Origin of the sequence: Roseateles noduli (genome assembly GCF_050626985.1) — a bacterium.
Lineage (GTDB): Bacteria > Pseudomonadota > Gammaproteobacteria > Burkholderiales > Burkholderiaceae_C > Roseateles > Roseateles noduli_A.
Genome location: NZ_CP192463.1, coordinates 4,779,903 through 4,805,751, shown reverse-complemented (window position 1 = coordinate 4,805,751; position 25,849 = coordinate 4,779,903). Strand labels below are relative to the sequence as shown.

The 25,849-nt window shown below is 67.2% G+C and carries 18 protein-coding genes; 13 read left to right on the top strand and 5 right to left on the bottom strand.

Features of this window, described 5'->3' with window-relative positions; translation table 11 throughout:
* Window positions 1-2: 2 nt before the first annotated feature.
* Window positions 3-470: a Cd(II)/Pb(II)-responsive transcriptional regulator gene (locus tag ACQ4L4_RS20790; RefSeq protein WP_431100771.1), complete on the bottom strand. Its 468-nt coding sequence runs from the start codon at window positions 468-470 to the stop codon at window positions 3-5.
* A gap of 57 nt (window positions 471-527) precedes the next feature.
* Between ACQ4L4_RS20790 and ACQ4L4_RS20785 the strand changes: the two genes are divergently transcribed.
* From ACQ4L4_RS20785 to ACQ4L4_RS20725, 13 genes are all read left to right on the top strand, one after another.
* Window positions 528-2,942 (top strand): heavy metal translocating P-type ATPase, encoded by a 2,415-nt coding sequence (locus ACQ4L4_RS20785; RefSeq protein WP_431100770.1) that lies wholly within the window; start codon window positions 528-530, stop codon window positions 2,940-2,942.
* A gap of 331 nt (window positions 2,943-3,273) precedes the next feature.
* The gene (locus tag ACQ4L4_RS20780) at window positions 3,274-4,815 is read left to right on the top strand and encodes a peptide MFS transporter (protein ID WP_431100769.1); all 1,542 of its coding nucleotides are present in this window, start codon (window positions 3,274-3,276) and stop codon (window positions 4,813-4,815) included.
* 430 nt (window positions 4,816-5,245) lie between these two features.
* A complete protein-coding gene (locus ACQ4L4_RS20775) occupies window positions 5,246-5,845 on the top strand; it encodes a hypothetical protein (RefSeq protein ID WP_431100768.1) in 600 nt (199 codons plus the stop codon).
* Between the two features lie 24 nt (window positions 5,846-5,869).
* Window positions 5,870-6,958, top strand: a complete 1,089-nt coding sequence (locus ACQ4L4_RS20770) for a transglycosylase SLT domain-containing protein (RefSeq protein ID WP_431100767.1) — start codon at window positions 5,870-5,872, stop codon at window positions 6,956-6,958.
* A 40-nt stretch (window positions 6,959-6,998) separates the two neighbouring features.
* A complete protein-coding gene (locus ACQ4L4_RS20765) occupies window positions 6,999-8,687 on the top strand; it encodes a hypothetical protein (protein WP_431100766.1) in 1,689 nt (562 codons plus the stop codon).
* Window positions 8,684-9,535, top strand: a complete 852-nt coding sequence (locus ACQ4L4_RS20760) for a toxin-activating lysine-acyltransferase (protein ID WP_431100765.1) — start codon at window positions 8,684-8,686, stop codon at window positions 9,533-9,535. Before ACQ4L4_RS20765 ends, ACQ4L4_RS20760 begins: the two co-directional genes overlap by 4 nt.
* Window positions 9,489-9,848 (top strand): cysteine peptidase family C39 domain-containing protein, encoded by a 360-nt coding sequence (locus ACQ4L4_RS20755; RefSeq protein WP_431100764.1) that lies wholly within the window; start codon window positions 9,489-9,491, stop codon window positions 9,846-9,848. The genes ACQ4L4_RS20760 and ACQ4L4_RS20755 overlap by 47 nt, the downstream gene beginning before the upstream one ends.
* Window positions 9,830-11,677 (top strand): type I secretion system permease/ATPase, encoded by a 1,848-nt coding sequence (locus tag ACQ4L4_RS20750; RefSeq protein ID WP_431100763.1) that lies wholly within the window; start codon window positions 9,830-9,832, stop codon window positions 11,675-11,677. The genes ACQ4L4_RS20755 and ACQ4L4_RS20750 overlap by 19 nt, the downstream gene beginning before the upstream one ends.
* 188 nt (window positions 11,678-11,865) lie before the next feature.
* Entirely contained in the window at window positions 11,866-13,008 is a 1,143-nt protein-coding gene (locus tag ACQ4L4_RS20745) for an HlyD family efflux transporter periplasmic adaptor subunit (protein ID WP_431100762.1), read from the top strand.
* On the top strand, window positions 12,998-14,347 hold the full coding sequence (locus ACQ4L4_RS20740; protein WP_431100761.1) for a TolC family protein: 1,350 nt from the start codon (window positions 12,998-13,000) through the stop codon (window positions 14,345-14,347). The genes ACQ4L4_RS20745 and ACQ4L4_RS20740 overlap by 11 nt, the downstream gene beginning before the upstream one ends.
* Before the next feature lie 238 nt (window positions 14,348-14,585).
* Entirely contained in the window at window positions 14,586-15,779 is a 1,194-nt protein-coding gene (locus tag ACQ4L4_RS20735) for an efflux RND transporter periplasmic adaptor subunit (RefSeq protein ID WP_431100760.1), read from the top strand.
* A gap of 18 nt (window positions 15,780-15,797) precedes the next feature.
* Window positions 15,798-19,100 (top strand): efflux RND transporter permease subunit, encoded by a 3,303-nt coding sequence (locus ACQ4L4_RS20730; RefSeq protein ID WP_431100759.1) that lies wholly within the window; start codon window positions 15,798-15,800, stop codon window positions 19,098-19,100.
* Window positions 19,097-20,536, top strand: coding sequence for an efflux transporter outer membrane subunit (locus ACQ4L4_RS20725; RefSeq protein ID WP_431100758.1), 1,440 nt, complete (start codon window positions 19,097-19,099; stop codon window positions 20,534-20,536). The genes ACQ4L4_RS20730 and ACQ4L4_RS20725 overlap by 4 nt, the downstream gene beginning before the upstream one ends.
* Before the next feature lie 152 nt (window positions 20,537-20,688).
* Here ACQ4L4_RS20725 and ACQ4L4_RS20720 read toward each other — a convergent pair whose 3' ends face one another.
* The 4 genes from ACQ4L4_RS20720 to ACQ4L4_RS20705 form a co-directional block, all read right to left on the bottom strand.
* Window positions 20,689-22,755, bottom strand: a complete 2,067-nt coding sequence (locus tag ACQ4L4_RS20720) for an alpha/beta hydrolase domain-containing protein (protein ID WP_431100757.1) — start codon at window positions 22,753-22,755, stop codon at window positions 20,689-20,691.
* A gap of 50 nt (window positions 22,756-22,805) precedes the next feature.
* Window positions 22,806-23,627, bottom strand: a complete 822-nt coding sequence (locus ACQ4L4_RS20715; protein ID WP_431100756.1) for a LytR/AlgR family response regulator transcription factor — start codon at window positions 23,625-23,627, stop codon at window positions 22,806-22,808.
* 84 nt (window positions 23,628-23,711) lie between these two features.
* Window positions 23,712-24,890, bottom strand: a complete 1,179-nt coding sequence (locus ACQ4L4_RS20710; RefSeq protein ID WP_431100755.1) for a sensor histidine kinase — start codon at window positions 24,888-24,890, stop codon at window positions 23,712-23,714.
* Between the two features lie 175 nt (window positions 24,891-25,065).
* Window positions 25,066-25,821 carry a class II glutamine amidotransferase gene (locus tag ACQ4L4_RS20705; RefSeq protein ID WP_431100754.1) on the bottom strand — a complete coding sequence of 252 codons (756 nt, stop codon included), beginning with the start codon at window positions 25,819-25,821 and terminating at the stop codon, window positions 25,066-25,068.
* Window positions 25,822-25,849 lie beyond the last annotated feature (28 nt).

Sequence of the window (25,849 nt, the reverse complement as noted above, 5' to 3'; positions counted from 1 at the left end):
CCTCAGGTACGAGCGACGCTGCTGCGCGGCGCTGTCGGCGCCTCATCCGGATGGCAGGCGCACGCCTCGCCATGCGCCGCCGACACGAGCTCTTCGAGGATCCCGCAGGCGTGATGGTCGTGGTCCGCGTCGCAGCGCTTCTGCAGGGCGACGAGCTGCGCCTCCAGCGCCCGCATGCTCTGCAGCCGGGCGCGGACCTTGCCGAGCTGCGACGCCACCAGCACGTCGACCTTGACGAGCTCCTCCGGGTCGCGGGTCTCCAGGCTGTTCAGCAGCAGCGTGACGTCCGCCAGCGACATGTCCAGCGCCCGGCAGTGCCGGATGAAGGCCAGCCGCTCCAGGTGTTCATGGGCGTAATCGCGGTAGCCGTTCTCGCTCCGCGCCGGCGGCGGCAGCAGGCCGCTCTTCTCGTAGAAGCGGATGGTTTCGATGTCCACGCCGGTGGACTTGCTCAGTTCGCCGATTCGCATGTCGATCAGGATAGCCGCTTGACCTTGGAGCGGCTACAGACTATCCAATCGACCCCCATGGCACATCAGGAACACGATCACCGCCCCGCCGCGCCCGAGTCTTCGGCTTCGTCCTGCGGGGGATGTTGCGGTCACGCCGCCGACGTCGCGACAGCGCCACCCGTCGCGCCGGCCGCCACGCAAGCGCATCGACACGCGGGCCATGCGCACGGGCACGGGCATGGGAGCGGACATGGTCACGACCACGACCACGACCACGACCACGACCACGACCACGGGCATGGCTCGTCGTGCGCCGCGCCCGCGCCGAAGTCCCAGGCTCCGAGCGCCGAGGAACTGGCCGGCACCACACGCCAGCGCTACTTCATCGCCGGCATGGATTGCCCCACCGAGGAAGGCCTGCTGCGCAAGCAACTCCAAGGCAGGAACGGCGTGGTCGCGCTGGAGTTCGACCTGATCAACCGCCTGCTCGACGTGCACCACCGCCTGCCCGACGACGCGCCGTTGCGCGCCGCGATCAGCGCGGCCGGCATGAGCGCCGAGCCCATCGAGGCCGAAGCCCCGCCGCCGGTGCCGCCGCCGGCGATCTCGACCAGCCTGCGCTGGCGCATGGCGATCGCCGGCGTTGCCGCGATCGCGGCGGAGACGCTGGCGTTCTCCGGATTCGACGAGTCCGGTCCGCTGGTGATCGCGCTGTCGGTCGCGACGATGCTGCTCGGCGGTCTGCCGACCTTGCGCAAGGGCTGGATCGCGCTGAAGAGCGTGACGCTCAACATCCACCTGCTGATGAGCCTCGCGGTCATCGGTGCGATCGTGCTGGGCCAGTGGCCCGAGGCGGCGATGGTGGTGTGGCTGTTCGGCCTGTCCGAGATGATGGAGAGCCTGAGCCTGGCCCGTGCTCGCGACGCGATCCGTGCGCTGACGCAGCTCGCGCCGGAGACCGCGCAGGTGCAAGGCACCGATGGTCGCTGGACCTCGGTGCCCGCGGCCGACGTGGCGATCGGCGCGCGGGTTCGTGTCCCTCCCGGCGAACGCGTGCCGCTCGACGGGCGCCTGCTCACGGGCCGCTCCAGCCTGAACGAGGCGGCCCTGACCGGCGAGGCGATGCCGGTGGACAAGGCACCCGGCGATGCGCTGCTGGCCGGCAGCATCAACGGCGATGGCTTGCTCGAAATGACCGTCACCGCCGGCAAGGGTCACACGCTGCTCGACCGCATGGCCGCGGCCGTGCAGCAGGCCCAGTCGCAGCGCGCGCCGACGCAGGCCTTCATCGACCGCTTCGCCCGCGTGTACACGCCGGCGGTGGTGCTGGTAGCCGTCGCGCTGGCGGTGTTGCCGCCGCTGCTGGGCTTCGGGACCTGGAGCGACTGGATCTACAAGGGCCTGGTGCTGCTGGTGATCGCGTGTCCCTGCGCGCTGGTGATCTCCACGCCGGTGACGGTCGTCAGCGGTCTGGCCGCGGCGGCGCGGCGCGGCATCCTGATCAAGGGCGGGCTCTACCTGGAGCGCGCCCGGCAGCTGAAGACGCTGGCCTTCGACAAGACCGGCACGCTGACCGAGGGCAAGCCGCAACTGGCGGCGGTGCAGCCGCTGTACCCGTCGGTGAACGCCGATCAGGCGCTGCACCTGGCCGCGCGGCTCGATGCCGGCAGCACGCACCCGCTCGCACAGGCGATCGTCGCGGCGCACGCGCAGCGCGTGGGGACTGTGCTGGCGCCGGTCGATCACCTGCAGAACCTGCCGGGCCTGGGCCTGACCGCGCAACTGGACGGCGCCGAATTCGCGCTCGGCAACGAACGTCTGGCCGAGCAGCGCGGCGCCGTCGACGACGAGGCTCGCAACGCGGCCCGCGCGTTGCAGGCGCAGGGGCACACGCTGGTCTGGCTGATGCGAGGCGCGCAGACGCTGGCCTTGCTGGCGCTGTCGGACACGCCGAGACCCGAGGCCGCCGAGGTGCTCAAGACGCTGCGCGCGCGCGGCCTGTCGCTGACGATGCTCAGCGGCGACCAGCGTGCGAGCGCCGTCGCGATGGCGGGCCGGCTCGGCATGCCGGAGGACGCCGTGCGCGCGCCGCTGCTGCCGCAGGACAAGCTCGAGGCGATCGCGACGCTCGCGGACGAGCAGGGACCGGTCGCGATGATCGGCGACGGCGTCAACGACGCGCCGGCGCTGGCCCGAGCCGACATCGCGATCGCGATGGGCGCCGCCGGCAGCGCGACCGCGCTGGAGACCGCCGACATCGCGCTGATGCAGGACGACCTGCGCAGGCTGCCCGAGCTGATCGACCTGTCCGAGCGCGTCGCGACGGTGTTGAAGCAGAACATCGTCGTCGCGCTGGGGTTGAAGGCGATCGTGGCGGCGCTGACGCTGGCGGGCATCGGCTCGTTGTGGCTGGCGGTGCTGGCCGACGCGGGCGCGAGCCTGCTGGTGGTGCTGAACGGTCTGCGGCTGCTGCGCGAAGAGCGCCCCTGAACGTCCCCTGAGCGCCGCCCGAGCGCCTCCTGAACGCGTCGCGCGGACGCCCCCGCCGGATCGGCGTTTCAAGCTGCCGCGACGTGTGCGGAGACGCCTTGGGAAGGGTCCCGGCACCTAGGGTGAGCCCTAATGCCGGCGGGCCGGTTCCCGCTGACCTTTGGCTGACAATGGCGCCGCCTGCCGCTGGCGGGCCCCAAGGGATCGGATCGGTCCGGGGCCTGGACCAGCGGCAAACGCGTTCTGATCCCTGGAACGCGGTTTCCCGTGACCCGGACGCCGGGTCATTGATTCCTCAGCGATCCACGAGCGATCGATCACGGAGCGTCGTTTGAACACAATTCAAACTCCCGGAGCGCGGCAGACCATCCTCGGCCAGCCCAACAGCCTGTTCGTCCTGTTCTTCACCGAAATGTGGGAACGGTTCTCCTACTACGGCATGCGGGCGCTGCTCGTGCTGTACCTGATCTCCGAGGCCGCCAAGGGCGGCTGGGGCTGGACGCGCGAGGAGGCGACGAGCCTCTACGGCACGTACACGATGCTGGTGTACCTGACGCCGATCATCGGCGGCTACATCGCGGACCGGTTCCTCGGCACGCGGCGCTCGGTGGTGCTGGGCGGCTTCATCATCGCGGCGGGCCACATCGCGCTGTTCTTCGACACCAAGGCGACCTTCTACGTCGGTCTGGGTCTGGTGATCCTGGGCACGGGCCTGTTCAAGCCGAACATCTCGGCGATCGTCGGCCAGCTCTACAACAAGGACAACGAGGGCCAGCGCGACGGCGGCTACACGCTGTTCTACATGGGCGTGAACGCGGGCGCGTTCTTCGGCATCTCGCTGTGCGGCTACATCGGCGAGAAGATCGGCTGGCACTACGGCTTCGGCCTGGCGGCGGTCTTCATGATCCTGGGCGCGCTGCAGTTCTGGCTGGCGCAGGGCATCTTCGGCGACATCGGCGGTGCGCCTGGCAAGGACGCGCCGCTGGTGGACGCGAGCGAGCCGCTGGACGACACGCCCGCCCACATCGTGCGCGACCGGCTGATCGCGATCGGCGTGTTCTCGTTCTTCACGATCTTCTTCTGGTTCGCCTTCGAGCAGGCCGGCGGATCGATGACCATCTTCGCGGCGGACTACACCGACCGCGCGCTGGTGGGCACGAGCGGGCTGATCTTCAAGATCGTCAACTCGCTGATGACGCTGATCCCGGTGGCGATCCTGAGCTGGCTGCTGGTCAAGCTGGGCCGCAGCACCGAGGGCCTCTACAAGCTGTCCAACGCCCTGCTGGCGCTGGCGCTGGCGGTGATCTGGGGCCTGTCGCTGTGGATGCTGGGCCGCGAGTTCCAGATGGAGCAATCCGAGATTCCGGCCACCTGGTTCGGGGTGCTGAACTCCTTCTTCCTGGTGATCCTGGCGCCGATGTTCAGCAAGATGTGGGAACGTCGCTGGAACCCGAGCGGTCCGGTGAAGTTCGGCGTCGGCCTGGTGCTGCTGGGCCTGGGCTTCGCTGCGCTGTCGTATGGCGCGTCGGGCATCCCGGCGGGCGCGAAGACGGCGCAGGTCAGCATGATCTTCCTGACGCTGGCCTACCTGCTGCACACGATGGGCGAGCTGTGCCTGTCGCCGGTCGGCCTGTCCTACATCTCCAAGCTGGCGCCGGCGCGCCTGCTGGGCCTGATGTTCGGGGTCTGGTTCGTCAACGCGGCGATCGCCAACAAGATCGCCGGCATGACGGGCTCGTACATCGACACGATCTCGTCGACGTACTCGATGTCCACCTTCTTCCTCATCTTCACCATCGTTCCCGCGGGCGCCGGCGTGCTGCTGATGCTGCTCAGCCCGGTGATGAAGAAGCTGATGCACGGCGTGCATTGAGCGGAGGCGCTGAGCGCCTTCCTCGAATCGAACAAACCCGGGCTCTGCCCGGGTTTTTTCTTGTCCGTCGTCACCCCGCGAGGCTTGTGCAGATCCGGTCGAACTTGGTGCCCTCATGGCGGCGTTGAATGCCATCGAGCATTTTGGGAGAGGAACCTGATGCATGGCGTGCATTCAGCCGTGGCGCTCGATTCGACTGCCTGCAAGCTTGTCGAAGGCTTTCTGCAAGCGTTGTTAGTCGAACGTCAATACTTGTGCATCTATCGATCGGCACAGCATTGCTTTACCCGCCGGAAACAAGCCATTTCGCGATCGTCACTCCTAGAATGATTTACATGTCATCCGGATTACGGATTGCTCGCAAGAAATAAATAAGGAGCAAGCCACCGGTCAATCAACTGCTGTCTTGCCTCAAGGGAGTGTGACAACAATGTCAATTGTTCGTCAAGGCGTCGATGCGCCCGCTATTACCAAGATGTTGAGATTCCTGGTATTGCTCGCAATAGTTTCTATATGGGCTTCAACGGCTTGGCCCCAAACTGCGCCGCCGCCTGCTGTGGACCGATTGGAAACATTGGCCGAGTGCGGTGACGCAGTCATCGAAACCATTACCTTCTGCACTCGCTCATCCGTTCCCGGCGAAGGGAGTTGCTTTGGCCAGCAGGTTTCCCTGCGCAACAAATCCGGGTCATACATCTTCCTCCTCGCCAATCCGAATTCCTGGACGGATCGATCCTTGGCCCGCGGGGGCCAATGCATCGCCAGCGGACGTGAACATTTGGTCGCCATCTCGTCCTCCAACCTGGGATCGGGCGCGACATGCGACGAGTGCGAGCGCAATGACGTCTTCGCCCTCTCGCCTGCGCCTCACTACATCGGCAGTGTCGGTGCACTGCCTTCGCTGATCTTTGCTGCGCCGGACCCGCTCAAACCGCTCGATGACGCTTCAGCCCTGCGCGCCTACCGGGACAGGATGGCAAGGCCGGGTGCGCCGATTTATGACTTCGATCTCAAGTGGTTCATTCGTTGATTGAAAGAAGGGGAGCAGGAAAACATGCCGTCGAGCAATTCGCATTACAACGACCCCGGAGTTAGTTCCGGGAATTCCAGGGATTGGGGAGACGCTTCCCAAGATGTTCGTGACTTTGTCGCTGCTGAAATCATTGCCCAGGGCAAGGAGGCGGGTCTCAGCAATGAAGACATCAGCAATCTCCTCGCCATTGCCGACAAGGAGTCGGGCTTCAACCCGGATGCCGCCAATGTCGGATCGTCCGCCTCAGGGGTTTTCCAGATCATCGATGGCTCCGCTGCGGATGCGGGCAGTCGACTCAGCGGCAGCAGCCAGATAAATGGCTACAAGATTGATGTGCCTTACAGCCGATTCGATGCCGCGTCGAACATTGCGACAGGTATTGCAATTTATCTGGATGACAAGAGGAAAGCCGGGAATTCAACGGATATCGGCGCCATCTACAAATTCTTCAACCCCAAGGCGACCGCGAAAGATATCGCCACGTTGAGAGGATTCAAGGCATCGTTCCAAAGCACGGTGCAGAACATCAAGATGATTGGTGGCGGAGAACCGTTGCCGACCTTCCCTGACGGATACAAGGAGATCACCATTGAGGTGCCTTCCCATACGGCCAGTTGGACCATTGGCGCTCCTCAAACCGCATTGACGCCTCAGGCTCCGCAGGGGTCCTACACGGTTGGTCAAGAAATCGACTCTCCCGACGTGGAGAACCCGGACGGCAGGGATCCCGACGGTGGTCAAAGCGGCGATCCGGGTGGCGACCCCGGTGGTGATCCAGGCGGCGACCCCGGTGGTGATCCAGGCGGTGATCCCGGTGGCGACCCGGGTGACACGGAAGGATTCAGCATGTTCGCGATGGCCTCCTCTGCCGTGCATTCGAACCGCAGCGCGGAGGCTGTACAGGCCGCGCCTGTTCCGATCGTGCGTCGGGGGAGATCCGCCCAACCGGAGCCTGCAGAGTTCCTCCATCCGTCGGAGCCAACACACTTTGCCGATGCATCGGCCCTGATCCATGCGATGAGCGCGGTCCATCCGGCCGTTTCGGCGACGGAGCGGCCGCAGGCCCCCCGCTTCCACGAGAGCGTCCACATCGTCAGTCGCAGTCTTTGACGGCGGCTCGATCGGAGAGGGCCTGAGGGCCCTTTTTTTCATGAACTTCGAGTTGCCACGCTCAAGCTTCGTGCCGTTCCCGGTCACGCGCATCGCCGCGCCGCGCCTGCTATGGACGAACCCGTCGATTGTTCAGGAGTGGGTACAGCCGACCACTTTCTGGTGTGTGCCCCATCCGGGCGACGATCCTTCCGCCTTCGGTGCCGAGCAGCGTCCGATGTTCGCCGACAGGTACGGGGGCAAAGGGGTCGGGGCCAACGGCGGAAGCGGGAGATCCGCCGTGGACGCGTCGCTTCAGGTCAAAGGGGTGGGAAGGACGCCGCTTGTCGGGCAGAGCTCCGATCCGGAGTACTCACATGGCGGCATGACGCTGTCGGAGGCCGTCCGTGAAGCCATCTGGAGCGAAATCTACGCCGGGACCACGCCCTTCGGGAGCGTGAAGAGTCTGGCGATCGTGGCGACAGGGACCAAGACCTACCTGGAGTCCGATCGTCGCTCGAAGTCCGCCACCCGAGTGCTGCTGCTGCGAGAGCGCGCCATCAGGCCCGCGCACTTCATGCGCGCCCCGAATTTCTCGCCCGAGCCAGAGCCCGGGCTGCATCAAGCACGCGCCGACGTCGTGAGGACGCGGGACAGCGTTCGTGCGCTCGTGGAGTGTGTGGACAAGCTGCGGCTCGAGTCCTGCACTGCGACGACGCTGATGGACGTCCTCCTGGATGCCGTCCTCCGATTCGCGGCGCAGATCGCCGCGACCCGGGCGAAAAGGATCCCGCATGGATCGCTCAACTGTTCCAACATCGCCATGGACGGCCGGCTGATCGACTTCGGGACGGCGACCAGCCTGTCGGACTTCGGACCTGCGATGACATCGGTCGGAAAGTTCCCGTTTTGGCGCGAAGACCTCGCCCTGCTGCCGTCGATCCGCAATCTCGTGTTCTCCTTTGGCCGATACGCTGGCGGGAAGATGGGGCGAGAAGTTGTTCATGGGGAGCAACATCTCGTCGAGACGTTCTCTCGGGCGCTCGAAGACCGGACGGCCGTCGAGATGGTCAAGCTGACAGGGTTGACTGAGCGCCAGGCAAGTGCGATCCCGCTGTCTTGCAGAGCGCAATTCGCTGCGGTGGCCGAAGGGATCACTGCCCTGCGTGGCGGCGCGCCATTCCTGCTCGAAGAAATGCCGACCAGCATGGGTGGGGCCGCGCACTTGCCGACCGTGCTCGCTTTGCTTGCCTGCTCAAGTTCCCATCAGGCCGCAGCCGGAAGTCTCGCCGCGCTGGGGCTCTCCCCCGGACAGACGAGCAGCCTCGTCGACAGCTATGCGCGACTTCGGCCAGCGGACCCCTCTGCTCAGGGGTCTTCTGCCTTCCATCCCTGGGACCAGGCGGAACCGGTCAGCCGCTCCTGGCGGGCTCTCAATGCGCTTCGCCTCAGCTTGCCGCATCGGCGCCTGCATCGACTCCAGTTGGCACGTGACATCACTGCGGACCTTCAGCAGGGGGGGACCGACTGGCAGCGCTTCATAGACGATCGAGCCACTGCTGGCGTCCGGTCGCTGGCCGATACACAGAGTGTCGACGCGCAGGTCCTGGCCGACGCCATCGCGTCGATCAGGCAGGCGGGGTCGGAGGGCGGGGCGGCATCCACAGGTCCCGCCGCTTGGCGGGCGACCGTGCAGGTGGCCCGGGAGTGGCTGGAAAAGGGCCGGCTTCCCGCTGGGTTCCCATCTTGAGGCCCTACTTCTCGGTCTTCGCGCCCGTCGATCCGGCGACACAAGGCGTGTCGACGGCGCTCGGCGGCATCGCTGCGATCGAGTTGTGCACCGGCAATCCGAACGGACTGACGCCGGCGCGTCTTCGCGAAGTGGTCCTTCCGGCGATTCACCAGCGCCGGGTCCGTTGGGTTCTTGACGACGCGTCTCGGCCGGTCGCTTTCGCGGTGTGGGCAATGCTGGCCGACGATGTCGATGCCTCCTTCCAGCATCTCTACGGAAATCGTCTGCACGTCAGCCAGTGGAACGAGGGGCGGTGCCTCTGGATCCTGCTTGCCGGAGCCCTGCCCGGCTCTGCCATGGCGCTCTTCCTGAATCTTCGTCGAAGCCTCTTCCGGGAAGCCGGCGGAGTGAACTACTTTCAGCGGCCGCGGGGCGCCCTCCCGAGCCAGACGCAGCGAACCTCCGGCATCCGGTCCACCCACTTCATCGATCCGCGACGGATCGAGGATCTGGGACACATCCTGACGCTGCAGGCGCTGTCCCCCGTACATCGCGACAGGTCACTGGGCGAATGCATTGGGGACGTGACCGTTACCCGTGCCACAAGGCGCCTGAAGGTGTTCTTCGGTGTCGAGGGGCGCCCGGCTGGTTACGTGATCTGGCAGCAGCGACCGGCGAAGACCGGGAGGGGTGGGCCCGTGGTGCGGATCCTCGAGGTCGTCGCGCCGTTCGGCCACTTGAGGCATCTGCTGCGGCGTCTTCTCGAGACCGAGTTCCAGGGCTGCGCGACAGTCATCTACACGAGAGAGAACAGGCGCCATGTCCGTCGATTCCGTCACCCGAGCCCCCCTTCGCAAGATGCATAGCGCGCCGTCATGCCTCCGCCTGATTGCGGATTTTCATCATCGAGCACTTGATGCGGCGAAGTTGCTTCACGAGTTCGGCACGGAAGACTGGTCCGCGGACACGCTGGTTCTTGCGGCGCGGTCGTCGGGGTTCATCGCCAGGCTGATCCGCCAGACACCGAGCCGGCTCGCCCGAACGCCGCTGCCGGCCATCGCCATCGATGACGGCGGACGATGCTTCGTGCTGGCGAAGGTCTACGAGGAAGGCGGCGTCGCCAAGGTGCTGCTGCAGGATCCGGAGAGTCCCCGCGAATCGTGGACGTGGAGGCGCTGACAGCGTCGTGGTCCGGTCGACTGGTCTTGCTGCAGTCCTCGGAGTCGCTGGTGGGAAGTCTCGCGCGCTTCGACATCAGCTGGTTCATTCCCGCCCTCGTGAAGTACCGCCGGATCTTTGCGGAGGTGCTCGCCATCTCGATGGCGCTTCAGTTGATCGGCTTCGCGACGCCCATGGCGTTTCAGGTCGTGACTGACAAGGTCATCGTGAACCACGCCGTCCAGACACTCGACGTCGTCGGTGTGGCACTGGCGGTCTCCATCCTTTTTGAAGTGATCCTGACGTTCCTGCGCACGGTGGCTTTCAACCACGCCACCAGCAAGATGGACGTGGAACTCGGCTCCCAACTCTTCCGGCACCTGCTCAGTCTTCCCATTTCCTACTTCCACTCGCGGCGGGTGGGCGATTCGGTCGCAAGGGTCAGGGAGCTGGAGAACCTGCGTGCCTTTCTGACCGGCAATGCGATCACGCTGATCCTGGATCTTCTGTTTTCGACGGTCTTCATCGCGATGATGCTCTGGTACAGCCCGGCCCTGGCTGTCATTCCGTTGGCCTCCATCCCGCTTTACGCATTGATCTCGGCGGCCCTCACGCCGGAAATCCGGCGACGGCTGAACGACAAGTTCACGAAGGGGGCGGCCTCCCAGTCCTTCCTGGTCGAATCGATGACCGGCATCGACACCGTCAAGTCGCTGGCGGTCGAGCCGAGGTGGAAGGAGCAATGGGACCGGAAACTGGCGGCCTACGTGAGCGCCAGCCTGCGGGTGACCGGTATGTCTGCCGCGGCATCGGGCGCGGTGACGGCAGTCGGCAAGATCTCCGGCGCTCTGGTGCTGTGGTTTGGCGCATCGCAGGTCATGCAAGGGGCGATGACCGTCGGTGAGCTGATCGCCTTCAACATGTTCGCTGGGCAGGTCGCCTCGCCGATCCTGCGGATGGCTCAGCTCTGGAATGATTTCCAGCAAGCCTCCGTCTCCATCGAACGGCTGGGCGACATCCTGAACACGCCGGTCGAAGGCGCGGTGGGAAAGCCGCAGACGCCGCCGCTTCGGGGCGCCTTGCGCCTCGACAACGTCCGCTTCCGATATCGCCCGGACGGACCGGAGATCCTGCGCGGGATCTCCATGTCCATCGCCCCAGGCAGCATCGTGGGGATCGTCGGGCGGTCGGGATCGGGCAAGAGCACGATCGCCAAGGTCCTCCAGAGGCTCTACCTCCCCGAGAGCGGAAGGATCTCCGTCGACAACATCGACGTGACGCAGATCGAACTCTCGACCTATCGGAACCAGGTCGGGACGGTGCTGCAGGAGAGCTTCCTGTTCACCGGGACGATCAGGGACAACCTGAGCGTGAGAAAGCCGAACGCGTCCTTCGAGGAGATCGTCGAGGTCTGCCGCCTCGCCGGCGCCCACGACTTCATCAGCGAGTTGCCGGAAGGCTATGACACGTCGGTCGGCGAGAACGGCACCGGACTGTCCGGAGGGCAGAAGCAGCGGATCGGCATTGCCCGGGCCCTCCTGGGCGACCCGCGAATCCTGATCTTCGACGAGGCCACCAGTGCATTGGACTTCGAGTCTGAACGCGCCATCCAGGAGAACCTGAGAGACATCGCCCGTGGCCGCACGGTGATCATGATTGCGCATCGTCTGTCGACGGTGAGGGACGCGCACCAGATCGTCGTGATGGATCGCGGCCTGATTGCCGAGCACGGCAATCACGACGTGCTGATGCGCCAGCCGGACGGCATCTACGCCGCGCTTTGGAACGCGCAGGCGCCTAGGCGAGGGAGTCTCCCTCTTCCAGGGGACGCCGCCTTGGAGTCGCAATGATCCCAGGACCAGCATCACCGGTCTTCCTGCTGTGGTCCCGGTATTGGGCGGTATTGAGGCAGGCCTGGTCGAGTCGGAAAGCGAACCGATCGCCGGGATATACCGCACAGGAGGCGGAGTTTCTCCCTGCTGCGCTGGCGGTCCAGGAGCGGCCGGTTTCCGGGACGTCGCGCTACACCGCCTATGTCTTGCTGCTGCTGCTGTCCGTCGCGATCGGGTGGGCAGCACTCTCGCGCGTCGACATCGTGATCCAGGCGACAGGGAAAGTCGTTCCTGCTTCCCGGACACGAACGATCTCCGCCACCGAAACGGCATCCGTGCTGGCGATCGATGTGAGGGAAGGGCAGGTCGTCAAGGCGGGCGACACATTGCTGGAGCTCGATAGCATCTCTGCCGACGCGGACCGCAAGAGATCGGAAGTGGATCTCAGGATGGCGATTCTTGACGGACGGCGGGCGGCGGCTTTGCTCAGAGGCCTCGGATCGATGACTGCCCCCCGGTTCGGCCCTTGCGACGGATCCTGGGAGTGTCAGCAGATGTCGCGCAGCCTGGATGCCCAGTGGGCGGAGTTCACGACGCGGCTGAACCAGGTGGACGTGCAACTAGAGCACGACCTGCTCAATCTGGCGACTGCGCGTCGGCGGGCCGACGACTACGAGGCGCTGCTGGTGCATCGCGATATCGCTGAGCACGCCTGGCTGGACAAGAAGCAAGCCGTGGAGGATCTGGTCGCCCAGGTGAAAGCGCTTCGGCTGCAGCGAGCGGAGGTCGTCGGCCAGATCAGGCGCGAGGCGTTGTCGGCGCTGCTCGAGGCAGAGAAAGCGAACAAGGCTCGCACGGTCGACGTGGAGCGCGCGTCCTCCAAGGGCCGCCAGTCCATCCTGACCAGCCCGGTGGATGGGGTTGTCCAGCAGCTCAACGTCCATACGATCGGCGCCGCAGTGGCCGCCACCCAGCCGCTGCTCCTGATCGTTCCCCGGGACGACAAGCTCGAGATCGAGGCCACCGTGGACGCCAAGGACGTCGGCTTCCTGCGTACCTCTCTCGGCGCGGAGGTCAAGGTCGACGCCTTCGACTACACGCGCTACGGAACGGTCCCGGCCGAAGTGACGAACGTCTCGGCCGACGCCATCCAGGACGAGAAGAAGGGCCCCCAGTTCGCCATCAATCTCAAGCTTGCGCGGGACCAGATCGTCGTGGACGGCAAGCCCGCCCCGCTAACTCCGGGGATGGGGGTCCGCGTCAATATCAGGTCGGGATCCCGCACGGTGCTGCAATACCTGCTGTCCCCCGTGCTGAGCCATGCGCAGGAGTCCTTGAATGAGCGTTAGCCGGAAGCTGAGCGGGTGGATCGCCGCGAATCTGGCGCTTCTCGCCGGTGTGGCGGGGGCGACTCCACTGTCCGAAGGCCCAACGGATGTGCGCCCGGGCGACGCGTTCTGCAAGGAACAAGGGCCCCTGCCCACGCATCCCCTGACATTGGACGAAGTTACCGCGCTCGCGATCTGTCACAGCGCGTCGATTTCCGCCGCCCAGGCGCAGGTGCGCCACCAATCCGCACAAGTCCGGGTTGCCCGCGCGCCCGCTTATCCCCAGGTGAGCGCGAGCACGTCGAGGGTGGCTGATCGGACGAGTTTCTCTGGCGCGGAACCCGGCACCCGCCTGAGAAGCACGTCCTTCACCGCCGGCGCATCATGGCGCGCTTACGACTTCGGCGCGAGGAGCTATGCGGTGGCCGCAGAGGAGCATGCTCGGCTGGCCTCCCTGGCGGGCGCGGATGATGTGAGGGACGCGGTTGTCCAGGACACGACGGCGGCCTTCTTCGACCGTCAGCGTATGGAGGCGCTGGCGCTCTTGAAGGAAGAAGAGGTCGCGCTGGCTCAAGACGCCCTGGATGGCGTCAATCGCAAAGTCGTGTCCGGGGTCGGCAGCGAGTTCGAGCGACTCCAGGCGCTCACCTTTCTCGGCAGGATGATGCTGGAACGGCGCCTGGCGACGGCCAACGTCGAGAAGGCCCGGTCGACCCTGGCTTCGCTGCTGGAGCAGTCGGCCCCGTTCGCCATCTCGGACCAGCCCCTGGACGCGCTCGAGCCCGACTTGGCCTTCGGCGAAGGGGTGCAGGATGCCCTGATCGAGGGCAACGCCGCCGTGCAGGCTGCGCGCGCTCAGCTTGAGGCGGCAAGGCAACGGGTGAGGCAGGCGCGGGCCGAATCGAAGCCGACCGTCGATACGAGCATCGACTACTACCGCAATGGTCGGCCGGCGGTGGGACTCTCGTCGGTCAGGGCGAGCGAACGAGTTGCTTCGATTTCGCTGACCATTCCGCTGTTTGATGGATTCAGGGGAAGCGCCTTGATCGATCAGGCGGCCGCACTGGTGGATCAACGCCAGGCGGAACTGGCGCAGGCGCGAAGCCGCGTAGCGCTCGATACGCGGCACATGGTGGATGACATCCTTTCGGCGACCGATGCGCTCTCGATCTCAAGCTCGACGGTCAAGTCCGCAGAAGACGCTTACGCCTCGGCGCGGAGACGTTTCCAGCACGGCGTGGCCGACCTGTCCGAATTGATCGCCGCTCAGACGGGTCTGGTCAGTGCCCGAGAGGCGCGGGTGGACGCTCGCACCAGTCTTTCTCTCGCGGTGGCGCGCATCCGGTCCGCCAGGAAGTGATCTCCGCAAGTCCGGCGACCTTGCCCAATCCTCCGAACCCCCATCCTCCTGACGTTTTCCGGCAGTGTCTCCAACGAGACTTGCTCATAACCTTGCCCAGGCAGTCAATCGTTTCCAAGAAGCCCTCCGGCAAAGGGACAGGTATTGCCTGAGGCACTGGAAGCGTTTTCATGTACCGCGTACATTCCGCCGCACGCTGCGGTGCAACAGATGCCGTGGGCGTTTTCGGGAGTGATGCATGGCTGGACCTTCTTTCAATCGCAACGCCGTCGCCGGTGCCTTCGTGGCGCTGCTGCTGACCGCCTGTGGACAACAGGATCAACAACAACAGCATGGCGGCCCTCCGCCCGTGACGGTCGCCCCGGCGATCTCGCGCGAAGTCCAGGACTTCGATGAATTCACCGCGCGCCTGGAAGCGCCCGACACCGTCGAGATCCGCGCCCGTGTCGCCGGAACACTCGACAAGGTCCACTTCCGCGAGGGCCAGGTCGTCAAGAAGGGCGACCCGCTCTTCACCATCGACCCGCGGCCGTTCCAGGCCGAGCTCGCCCGCGCCGAGGCGCAGGCCGCCGCCGCCCGCACCGCCGCCGATCTGAGCAAGTCCGACCTGGGCCGCGCCGAGAAGCTCGTCGCCATCCAGGGCGTCAGCCAGCAGGAGATCGACCAGCTCAAGGCCGCCGTCCGCAACAACGAGGCCAACATCCGCGCCGCCGAGGCCGCCGTGACGCAGGCCAGGCTGAATGTGGAGTTCACGCAGGTCCGCGCCCCGGTCACCGGCCGCAGCTCGCGCGCCAACGTCACGCCCGGCAACCTCGTCAACATCGGCGAGCCGGTGCTGACCACCGTCGTCTCCAGCGACAAGGTCTACGCCTACTTCGACGCCAGCGAGGCGACCTTCCTGAAGTACGCCGCGGCCGCCCGCGCCGGCGGCGCCAAGCGCGAGCAGGCCAACAGGATCCGTCTCGGCCTGGCCAACGAGCAGGGCTACCCGCACGAGGGCCGCATGGACTTCGTCGACAACCGCCTGAATCCGGCCACCGCCACCATCCGCGGCCGCGCCGTGTTCGACAACAAGGACGGGCTCTTCACCCCGGGCCTGTTCGCGCGCGTCAGGCTGGAAGGTTCCGGCTCCTACACCGCCACGCTGATCCCCGACCGCGCCATCGGCACCGACCAGGCCAACAAGGTCGTGATGGTGGTCGGCGCCAACAACATCGTGGCGCCGCGTCCGGTCGTGGCCGGCGCCCTGTTTGACGGCTACCGCGTGGTGCAGGGCGTCAAGCCCGGCGAGCTCGTGATCATCGACGGCCTCCAGCATGTGATGCCCGGCGCGCCGGTCACGCCGCAGCAGGCCAAGCTCGACGACAAGGGACGCCCCGTCGCCGCGCCGCAAGGCGCCGCTCCCGCCGCTCCTGCCGCGTCGTCGAAGTAACCCGACGCGAGGCCGTCCATGGATATCTCACGCTTCTTCATCGAGCGGCCGCGCTTTGCGTCGGTCCTCTCGATCTTCATCTTCCTGGTGGGCCTGCTGGCGATCTTCCGGCTGCCCATCTCCGAGTACCCCGAGGTCGCGCCGCCGCAGGTCGTCGTGCGCGCCCAGTTCCCCGGCGCCAACCCGCGCGTGATCTCCGAGACGGTGGCCACGCCGCTCGAGGAACAGATCAACGGGCTGGAAAACGTCCTGTACTTCGACAGCCAGGCCACCGCCGACGGCGGCATGACGCTGACGGTCACCTTCAAGATCGGCACCAACCCGGAAGCCGCGGAAACGGCGGTCCAGAACCGCATCAACCGCGCGCTGCCGCGCCTGCCCGACATCGTCCGGCAGATCGGCGTGACGACCGAGAAGTCCAGTCCCAACCTGACCATGGTCGTCCACATGGTCAGCCCGGACAACAGCCGCGACGCGCTGTACCTGCGCAACTACGCGCAGCTGCAGGTCCGCGACGAGCTGCTGCGCGTGCAGGGCATGGGCTCGGTGCAGGTCTTCGGCTCCGGCGACTACGCGATGCGCGTCTGGCTGGACCCGGCCAAGCTGGCCGGTCGCGGCCTGACCGCGTCCGACGTCACCAACGCCATCCGTGAGCAGAACACGCAGGTGGCGGCCGGTGTCGTCGGCGCGCCGCCCGCGCCCAAGGGCACCGACTTCCAGCTGCAGATCAACACGCAGGGCCGCCTCGTCACCGAGGAAGAGTTCGCCGACGTCATCATCCGCACCGACACCGCCACCGGCGGCCTGGTGCGCGTGCGCGACGTGGGCCGTGTCGAGATGGGCCCCGGCACCTACGCGCTGCGCAGCCTGCTGAACAACAAGGAAGCGGTCGGCATCGGCATCTTCCAGGCCCCGCAGTCCAACGCGCTGAACATCTCCAAGGATGTGCGCGCGACGATGGAGCGCCTGAAGACCAGCTTCCCGGCCGGCGTCAGCTACGACATCGTCTACGACCCGACGCGCTTCGTCGCCACGTCCATCGAGAAGGTCATCCACACCCTGATCGAGGCCGTGCTGCTGGTCGTGCTGGTGGTGATCATCTTCCTGCAGACCTGGCGCGCGTCGATCATCCCGCTGCTGGCCGTGCCGGTGTCCATCGTGGGCACGTTCGCGGTGCTGCTGCTGCTGGGCTACTCGATCAACACGCTGACGCTGTTCGGGCTGGTGCTCGCCATCGGCATCGTGGTCGACGATGCGATCGTGGTCGTCGAGAACGTCGAGCGCAACCTCGAGGACGGCCTCACGCCGCATGCCGCGACGATCAAGGCGATGCAGGAGGTCTCCGGGCCCATCATCGCGATCGCGCTGGTGCTGTGCGCGGTGTTCATCCCGCTGACCTTCGTGCCGGGCCTGTCGGGCCAGTTCTATCGCCAGTTCGCGGTCACGATCGCGATCTCGACGGTGATCTCGGCCTTCAACTCGCTGACCCTGTCGCCCGCCATGGCGGCCTTGCTGCTGCGTCCGCACGACGCGCCCAAGGACCCGATCATGAAGGTGATGGACAAGCTGTTCGGCCGGTTCTTCCACTGGTTCAACTGCTTCTTCCAGCGCCGCAGCGAAGGCTACAGCCGCGGCGTCACCGGCATCCTGAAGCGCAAGGGCGGCGCGCTGGTCGTCTACGCGATCCTGCTGGGCCTGACCGCGCTGCTGTTCACGCGCATCCCGTCGGGCTTCGTGCCGGCGCCGGACAAGCAGTACCTGATCGGCATCGCGCAGCTGCCGGCCGGCGCCACGCTGGACCGCACCGAAGAGGTCATCCGGCGCATGAGCGACATCGCGCTGAAGGTGCCCGGCATCCGTGACTCGATCGCCTTCCCGGGCCTGTCGATCGCCGGCTTCTCGGCCGCGCCCAACGAAGGCATCGTGTTCTTCGGCCTGGACGAATTCGAGAACCGGACCTCCGCCGACAAGTCCAAGGACGCGATCCTGGGCAAGGTCAACGGCGCGATCCAGCAGATCCAGGGCGCGCGCATGTTCGTCGTGCCGCCGCCGGCGGTGGACGGCCTGGGCAACGCGGGCGGCTTCAAGGTGCAGGTGCAGGACCGCTCCGGCCTCGGCGAGCAGGCGCTCTACGGCGCCGTCTGGGGCACGCTGGGTCCGATCTACGGCGACCCGAAGAGCGGCATCGGCACGCCGTACTCGACCTACGACATCAACGTGCCGCAGCTCTTCGCCCACGTCGACCGGGTCAAGGCCAAGCAGATGGGCGTGAAGCTGCAGGACATCTACGACACGCTGCAGATCAACCTCGGCTCGCTGTACGTCAACGACTTCAGCCGCTTCGGCAAGACGTATCAGGTCATCGTGCAGGCGGACGCGCCCTTCCGTTCCAACGCCGGCAGCATCACCGACCTGAAGACGCGCAACGAGAAGAACGAGATGGTGCCGCTGGGCGCGCTGATGAACGTCGATCCGACCTTCGGACCGACGCGCGTGACGCGCTACAACGGCTTCCCGAGCGCGGACATCAACGGCGCGGCCAAGCCCGGTTTCTCCAGCGGCCAGGCCGAGGCGGAGATCGAGCAGCGCCTGAAGAACCTGCCGCGCGGCATGACCTACGAGTGGACGGAGCTGACCTACCAGGACCGGCTGACGCGCGACATCAAGGTCGGCGGCTTCTCGATCCCGACGCTGGGCGCGGTGCTGGCGATCTCGGTGCTGCTGGTGGTGCTGGTCCTCGCGGCCCAGTATGAAAGCTGGTCGCTGCCGCTGGCCATCATCCTGATCGTGCCGATGTGCATCCTGTCCGCGCTCTTCGGCGTGTGGCTGTCGCACTTCCCACCGTTCGCGCAGGCCGGGGATCTCAACATCTTCTCGCAGGTGGCGCTGGTGGTGCTGGTCGGCCTGGCGTGCAAGAACGCGATCCTGATCGTCGAGTTCGCCAAGGAACTCGAGGAGCGCGGCGAAGCGCTGCACGACGCGATCATCCACGCCTGCCGCATGCGGCTGCGTCCGATCCTGATGACCTCGATCGCGTTCTGCGCGGGCGTGATCCCGCTGATCCTGGGCTCCGGCGCGGGCAGCGAGATGCGCCGCGCGATGGGCATCGCGGTGTTCTCCGGCATGGTCGGCGTGACGCTGTTCGGCATCTTCCTGACGCCGGTCTTCTACGCGCTGCTGCGCAAGAGCACCGAGAAGAAGCGCGCCCATGCGGTCGAGCTGCGTCATCAGATCGATGCCGCCGCCCATCCGTTCCACCCGGGCGTCGACGACGCCGACCCGCCCAAGGGCGGCACGCCTTCGCCGAAGGGGGGCGCATGATGTTCTTCCGAGTCTCTCTGATGGCCGCCGCGGCGGCCGCAACGGTGGCGCTCACGGGCTGCTCGACAGCCCCGGCGCCGAAGAAGCCTGAAGTGCCGCTGGCGAATGGCTTCGCCAACGCGCCGCAAGGCGACGGCGCCACGCTGGCGCAGGCGCCGGTGGGCCGCTTCTGGCAGGGCTTCAACGACAGCGGGCTGGACTCGCTGGTGAACCGTGCGCTGCAGGCCAACACGGACCTGCGCATCGCCTCGGCCAACCTGCGCGAAGCGCGGGCGCTGTCGCGCTTCGCTGATGCGCAGCTGTTCCCGACCGTCGACCTGACGGCCGGGGCCGGCCGCGCCCGTGCGCCGGACTATCAAGGCAATCCGCAGAGCAGCAACGCGTTCTCCGTCGGCTTCGACGTGCGCTGGGAGGCGGACCTGTTCGGTCGCCTGTCCGACGAGCGACGAGCCACTGCGGCCGAGCTGCTGGCCGGCGAGGCCGGCCTGCGTTCGGCGCAGGTCAGCGTCGCGGCGGAAGTGGCGCGCAACTACTTCGAGCTGCGCGGTCTGCAGGAGCAACTGCGCGTCGCCCAGCAATCGCTGGAGACGCAGCAGGGCGCGCTGAAGCTGGTGGCCGGTCGCCAGGAAGCGGGCCGCGGCAACGGCTTCGACACCGAGCGCGCCCGCGCGCTGGTGCAAAGCACAGCGGCCACGATTCCCGCACTGGAAATGGCGCTGGCGCGCACGCGCTACCGCCTCGCCGTGCTGACGGGCCAACCGCCGACGGCGCTCGACGTGGAGCTGTCCGATGTCAAGCCCTTGCCGGGCCTGAAGACGATCGCGCTGGACCGCATCGGCACGCCCGAGGACCTGCTGCGTCGTCGCCCGGACGTCCGTGCTGCTGAAGCGCAGGCGGCCGCGGCTGCGGCGCGTGTCGGCGTGGCGCGTTCGTCGATGTTCCCGCGCATCACGCTGGGCGGCACGATCGGCCAGAACGCCTCGCGCATCGGCGACCTGGGCGATGGTCCGGCCTACGCCTACAACCTCGGCGCGCAGCTGGTGTGGAACCTGATCGACTTCGGTCGCATCCGCGCACAGATCGCAGCGGCGGACGCGCGCAACGAGGCGGCCTTCATCAGCTACGAGCGCACCGTGCTCGCCGCGCTGGAGGAGACTGAAGGCGCGCTGGTGACCTACAACCGCAGCCAGCAACAGGCGCAGGCGCTGTTCGACGCGGCGGTGTCGGCGGAACGTGCCGCCAACATCGCGCGCGAACGCTTCAAGGTCGGCATCAGCGATTTCCTGGCGGTGCTCGACGCCGAGCGCGAGCTGCTGACGGCGCGCAACCAGCTGGCGCAATCGCAGACGGCGGCCGCGACCTCGCTGGTCGGTGTCTACAAGGCCCTGGCGGGCGGCATCGATGCCGAGGCCCCCGCGCCGACCGCGATGCGCTAAGGGCACGCCTCGCTGCCTCGGATCGAGGCGGCCGAAGTCCCCTTTTCGGAAGTCAAGGAGGGAATTCGGCTGCCGCGAGGCAGACGAAGGAGGGACATGGAGAAAAGGGGACTTCGGCCGGCTCGATCAGCGCGCCGCCGGTGGCAGTCTTCTCATCGCAGTACGCTGCTCTCCGACGCTTCCTTGAGCAGACGATCGCGATCGGCGGACAGGAGAAATCCTTCCGTCGATGCCTTTTCTGCCGCCGCTTTCACTGCGCCGACGTAGCCCGCGTGATCGCGATACCGCTCTTCCAGCGACAAACGCGGGTCACCGTTGGCTTCACGCTCCGCGCGGGTTCGTGCGAACGGCACATAGCCACCGGCGTAGTTGCAGACCTGCCCGGCATGGATGCCGTTGGCGGTGATGTTCCAGCCGAGGTAGGTCCCCAGAGGGGCCATCGTCAGCACGGTGGGCACGCCGCCGACCTCGTTGCCATCGGCGTCCACGCGGGGCACCTTCGCCGGCAGCACGCGTTTGATTTTCGGCGGGATCTGGTCCGGCACGCCTGAGGCTTCGACGCGATCGAAGCCAGGCCCCCAGTCGTAATCGAAGACGGGGAAGACGAAGTTCTCCGGCAGGAACACGCGCTCAGGAATGCCCGGCACGCCACGCGGGAAGCCCATCGCCGCGCGCGTCGGATCGACGAGCTCGCCGCGTGCCAGCGTCGGATAGCGACTGGGTGGCGGCGACCTGCCCTTGAGCACCCAATCGCGCATCGCCGCGCTCAACACGTTGCGCAGCTCGCGATGCGGCACCGGATTGGGCGCCAGCGTCGCCTGCCCGAAGTGGTTGCCCGGACAGCTGAATGACGTGCCCTCCGCCTCGTGACGGAAGCCGCCGCCCCCGCCGCCATGCGGGCTGCCGGCGACGTAATAGCGGCGCACGTCCGGCGCGAGCGGGATGTCGGTATCCGCCGACGATCCCACCCATTCCAGCGACAGCTTCAACGCGTAGACCTCGGCGGCGCCGAAGTGCTCGAACACCTTCGGGCAGGTCCTGCTCGCGGTACAGCGGGTCAGCAATCCCTTCGCGGGCAGACCCCGCGCCTTGTCGGCCCAGTCGACCCACCATTGCGGCCCTTCGCTGCCCATCTGGAAGAGCTCCAGCACACCGTCCGGCTGCGCCCAGCGCGCGTTCGCCGCGACGCGCCGGCCCGCGATGATGGCCCAGGCGCCGTCGTGGACCTGGCGGCCGGCCTCGTCCTGGTTCAGGCCCATGAACAGGAACTGCCGAACCATGTTCCCCGATTGCGAGACACCCCGGATCGCGCTGCCGCGCACCTGGCCGGCGATCGGGTTGGGCGTGCCGGCGTCATCCGCCTTCGCGTGGCGGAAGAACGCGCCCACATCGCGGAACGCCGCCATCCCGACGCCCAGCACGTAGGCGTTGCCGGCCGTGTAGACGAGCTGGTAGACCTTGTCCGCTTCGAACCCATTGCGCAGACAGACGTGGATCGGCAGGTTGGCCGGCGCGCGCGCCGGATCGATGTCGATCGGCGTGCCTGGGAAAGCTTGTCCGCGATCGCAGCGGGCGAAGGCCCAGTCCTTCGGGTCGACCGTGCCGGCCGTCGTGATGCGGCCGTCGACGGTCTCCTTCGTGTGGACCGTCAGCGTGGCGCCCGTCGTGTCCAGCGAGACCGGCAGGTAGGGCATCGGGTTGCCCTGCACCATCAACGGCTGCGAGTCCGGCCCGCTGCGGTTGACGATGCGCGCCATCACGCTGCCGGTCACCGGCTTGCCGTCGATGCGCGCGATCGGAACGCGGACGTAGTGGCTGCGGGCCGCCTCAGGCCGGAAGCGTGGCACGCCGGTGTTGCCCGCGTTGTCGGCCTGCCAGCCGCTGCGCAGGCCGATGTCCCCAGCGGCAAGTTCCCCGGACTGCAGCCGGACTTCGCCACCGCGATTGGGCACGTCGTGCCACAGGAAGCCGCTCGAAGACTTGCGACCGACGGGCCGGGTGATCACCCAGTTCGTCTCGTAGCGCACGAGGCCGTCGGCATCGGCGCCCAGCTTCAGATCGGTGATCACCGCGTTGTGCGGATCGGCCGGATCGAGCTCGCCGAACGCGCGTCCGCGGATCTGCTCGTAGCCGCGCTGCTCGCCGATCAGCGGCGACACCTCGTCGACGACGATGCGCGTCACGCGCGCCTGCGCCGCGCCGACGGCGAGCAGGGCCATCGTCACCAGCGTCGTTGCCCGGAGGTCTCGTCGCGTGCGGCGATCCCGCATCACTGGCCCTTGAACAAGCCCTGGAACTGCCGCGATACCGGCAGCTTCTCCACGCAGCCCTTCAGCGAGAGCTGCATCGTGTTCTCGTCGACGCGCGTCGCGCTGGTGATGAAGCGGCTGTTGACCAGCACCGAGCGGTGGACCTGCCAGAACACGCCCGGGTCGAGGTCGCTCAGCAGTTCCTTGAGCGCGGTGCGGATCCAGGCCTCGCCGTCGCGATGCACGACGCGGGTGTAGCGGCTGTCGCTCTGGAAGAACAGGATGTCGTCGGGGGCGATCAGCTGGATCTCGCGACCCTGGCTGGCCTGGATGGGGCGCATCGAGGGCCGCTGCGCGGGCAGCAGCTGGCGCAGCAGTTCCAGCGTGGCCGCCGGCATCTCCGCCGAGGTCGCGCGTCTGTCCTCGCCGTCGTCCGATCTGTCGTCATCGGTGGCAGCGCCGTTCGAGGCCTGCCGCTGTCGCAGTCGCTGGAGGCATTGCTCGAGCCGCGCATCCTCGACCGGCTTCAACACGTAGTCGACCGCGCCCGCTTCGAAGGCCGACAGCGCGTGGTCACCATAGGCCGTGACGAACACGACCTGCGGCGGCTCCGCCAGCTGCGACAGGCGCTGTCCGACCTCCAGGCCGGACATGCCCGGCATGCGGATGTCCAGGAAGCAGAGGTGCGGCTCATGTTCGAGGCAGTCGTCCCAGGCGTCGCAGCCGTTGACGCTCGCCGCCACGATCTCGATCTCCGGCGCCAGCCGGGCCAGCGCGGCGCGCAGCTGCTCGCGCGGGCCTTCCTCGTCGTCCGCGATCAGGGTGCGGATCTTTGTCGTCATGCGTGTTCTCTCCCCGATGTGACCGATGAGGTCTTCGATGTGTCCTTCGGCCTATACCGGCGGCGGCCGCCGATCCTGCGACCGTCAGGCGGTCGGCACCTCGACCCACGCGAGGCATCCGGGCGCTTCCGCCGAACCCGACTCCAGGCCCAGCGCGGCGCGGGTACCGAACTGGGCGCGGAGCCGCTCCCGCGTGTTGGCGAGCCCCAGACCCTCGCAGGCACCCGGTGTCAGGCCCTGGCCGCCATCCTGCACCTCCAGGCGCAGGTGCCCGTCCGCCGCCTTCACCCGCACGGCGATGTGCCCGCCGCGCAGGCTGGGCTCGATGCCGTGCGTGATCGCGTTCTCCGCCAGCGTCAGCAGCGTGCCCGGCGGCAGGCTTGCGCGGGCGATCGCGGCCCGCGCCGTCTCGTCCGTGTCCAGCGACCAGCTCAATCGCTGCCCCAGCCGCGCCTGCATGATGTCCAGGTAGCTGCGCACGATCTGGAGCTCCTGCTCCAGCGGCAGCCGGTCCTGCTCGAACATCGGCAGCGTCGCCCGCAGATACCGCGTCAGCGAGCGCAGCATCGGCCCGGCGCGGTCGTCGCGGGTGTCGACCCAGTGTTGCAGCGACGCGAGCGTGTTGAAGAGGAAATGCGGCTGGATCTGCGCCGTCGCCAGCCGCTGCGCCATCGCGATGCGCTCGTCCTGCGCGTCGAGCTCCGCCAGCCGCGCGCCCAGCTGCTGCGTCCGGTACAGCGTCAGGAACCACCACGACGAGACCGTCAGCGTCATCCCGCCGGCCACGAAGGGCAGCAGGTCGCGGGCTTCCTCGCGGAAGCCCGCCTTCACCATGCCCAGCGTGAACAGCACCATCAGCACGCTCAGCGCGAGCGTCGCGCCGTTGAAGCGGGTGCGGGTCGGCTGGCGCCACAACCAGCGCGCGACGGCCAGTCCCACCGACGCCATCGCCAGGCCGCCGATCAGGATCACATGCGCCAGCTCGCGCGGCAGCATCGTGTAGAAGACCAGCCCGAGCACCAGCACGTTGCTCATCACGTAGCTGTCGATGGCGGTGGACCACCGCTTCAGGCCGGAGCGCTCGATCTCCGCCTCGCTGAACGCGCGCCGCGGGCCCGGGAACAACCACTGGGTCCAGTCGACCTGGACGGTGCCGGCGTCGGCCGATGAGGCCGTTGCCGTGGCGGTCGGTGCCGCGGTGCCAGCCGCCACGGGCGGCTTGGCGTCAGGGACCGCGTCGGCGGGAGCGCTGGGCGAAGTCATGGGGCGAGTCTAGGCGAGGGGTCCGGCAAGCGCCTCCGGATGCGGCGAATGGCGGTCGGCGGCGACGGTTGGCCGACTGCGACGACCGAGCGAACGCCGTGGCGGCTGGTGCCCCGTTCCGCTCAATCGCCTCCTCACGCTCGGCATTCGCTTCACGGGGCACCGGCCGCCACGGCTAGCAGAGCGGCTCGCCGCCGACGAAGACCTTCAGCGTGCCGGGCTCGATGGGGAGCCAGGCCTCGCCGCGCGTGAGCGGCTCGGTGGCGACGATCGCGATGCGGTCGTCCTCGGTGGTCTTGGCGGCCAGGTCGACGCTCACATCCTCGTCCTGCAGCGTGACGTGGCCGAACGGCGGCCGGCGCAGCAGGTAATGCAGCTTCGTCGAGCCGTGCGCCCACAGCGCCTGGCCGTTGGACAGCAGCATGTTGAAGGTGCCGTGGCCGTTGAGACGCGGCAGCAGCTCGCGCAGCGTGTGGTTCAACTCCTCGATCGCCGGCATGTCGGCGTGCGCCTTGGCCAGTTCCTGCATCAGCCAGCAGAAGGCCTGCTCGCTGTCCGTCTGCCCGACCGGCTTGAACGCCGCGTGCAGCCGGGGCGTGAAGCCCTTCAGGTCGCCGTTGTGCGCGAACACCCAGTAGCGGCCCCACAGCTCGCGCACGAACGGGTGCGTGTTCTCCAGCGACACGACGCCCTGCGTCGCCTTGCGGATGTGCGCGATGACGACGTCGCTGCGGATCGGGTAGGTCTTCACCAGCTCCGCCAGCGGCGAGACCCGCGCGCTGTGGTGGTCGACGAAGTGCCGCAGCCCGCGGCCCTCGAAGAACGCGATGCCGAAGCCGTCCTTGTGCTCGTGCGCCCGCGTCGCCAACCCGGCGAAGCTGAACATCACATCGGTCGGTCGGCGGGCGTTCATGCCCATCAGCTGGCACATCGCGGTCTCTCCAGGCTCAGGTCGCGGC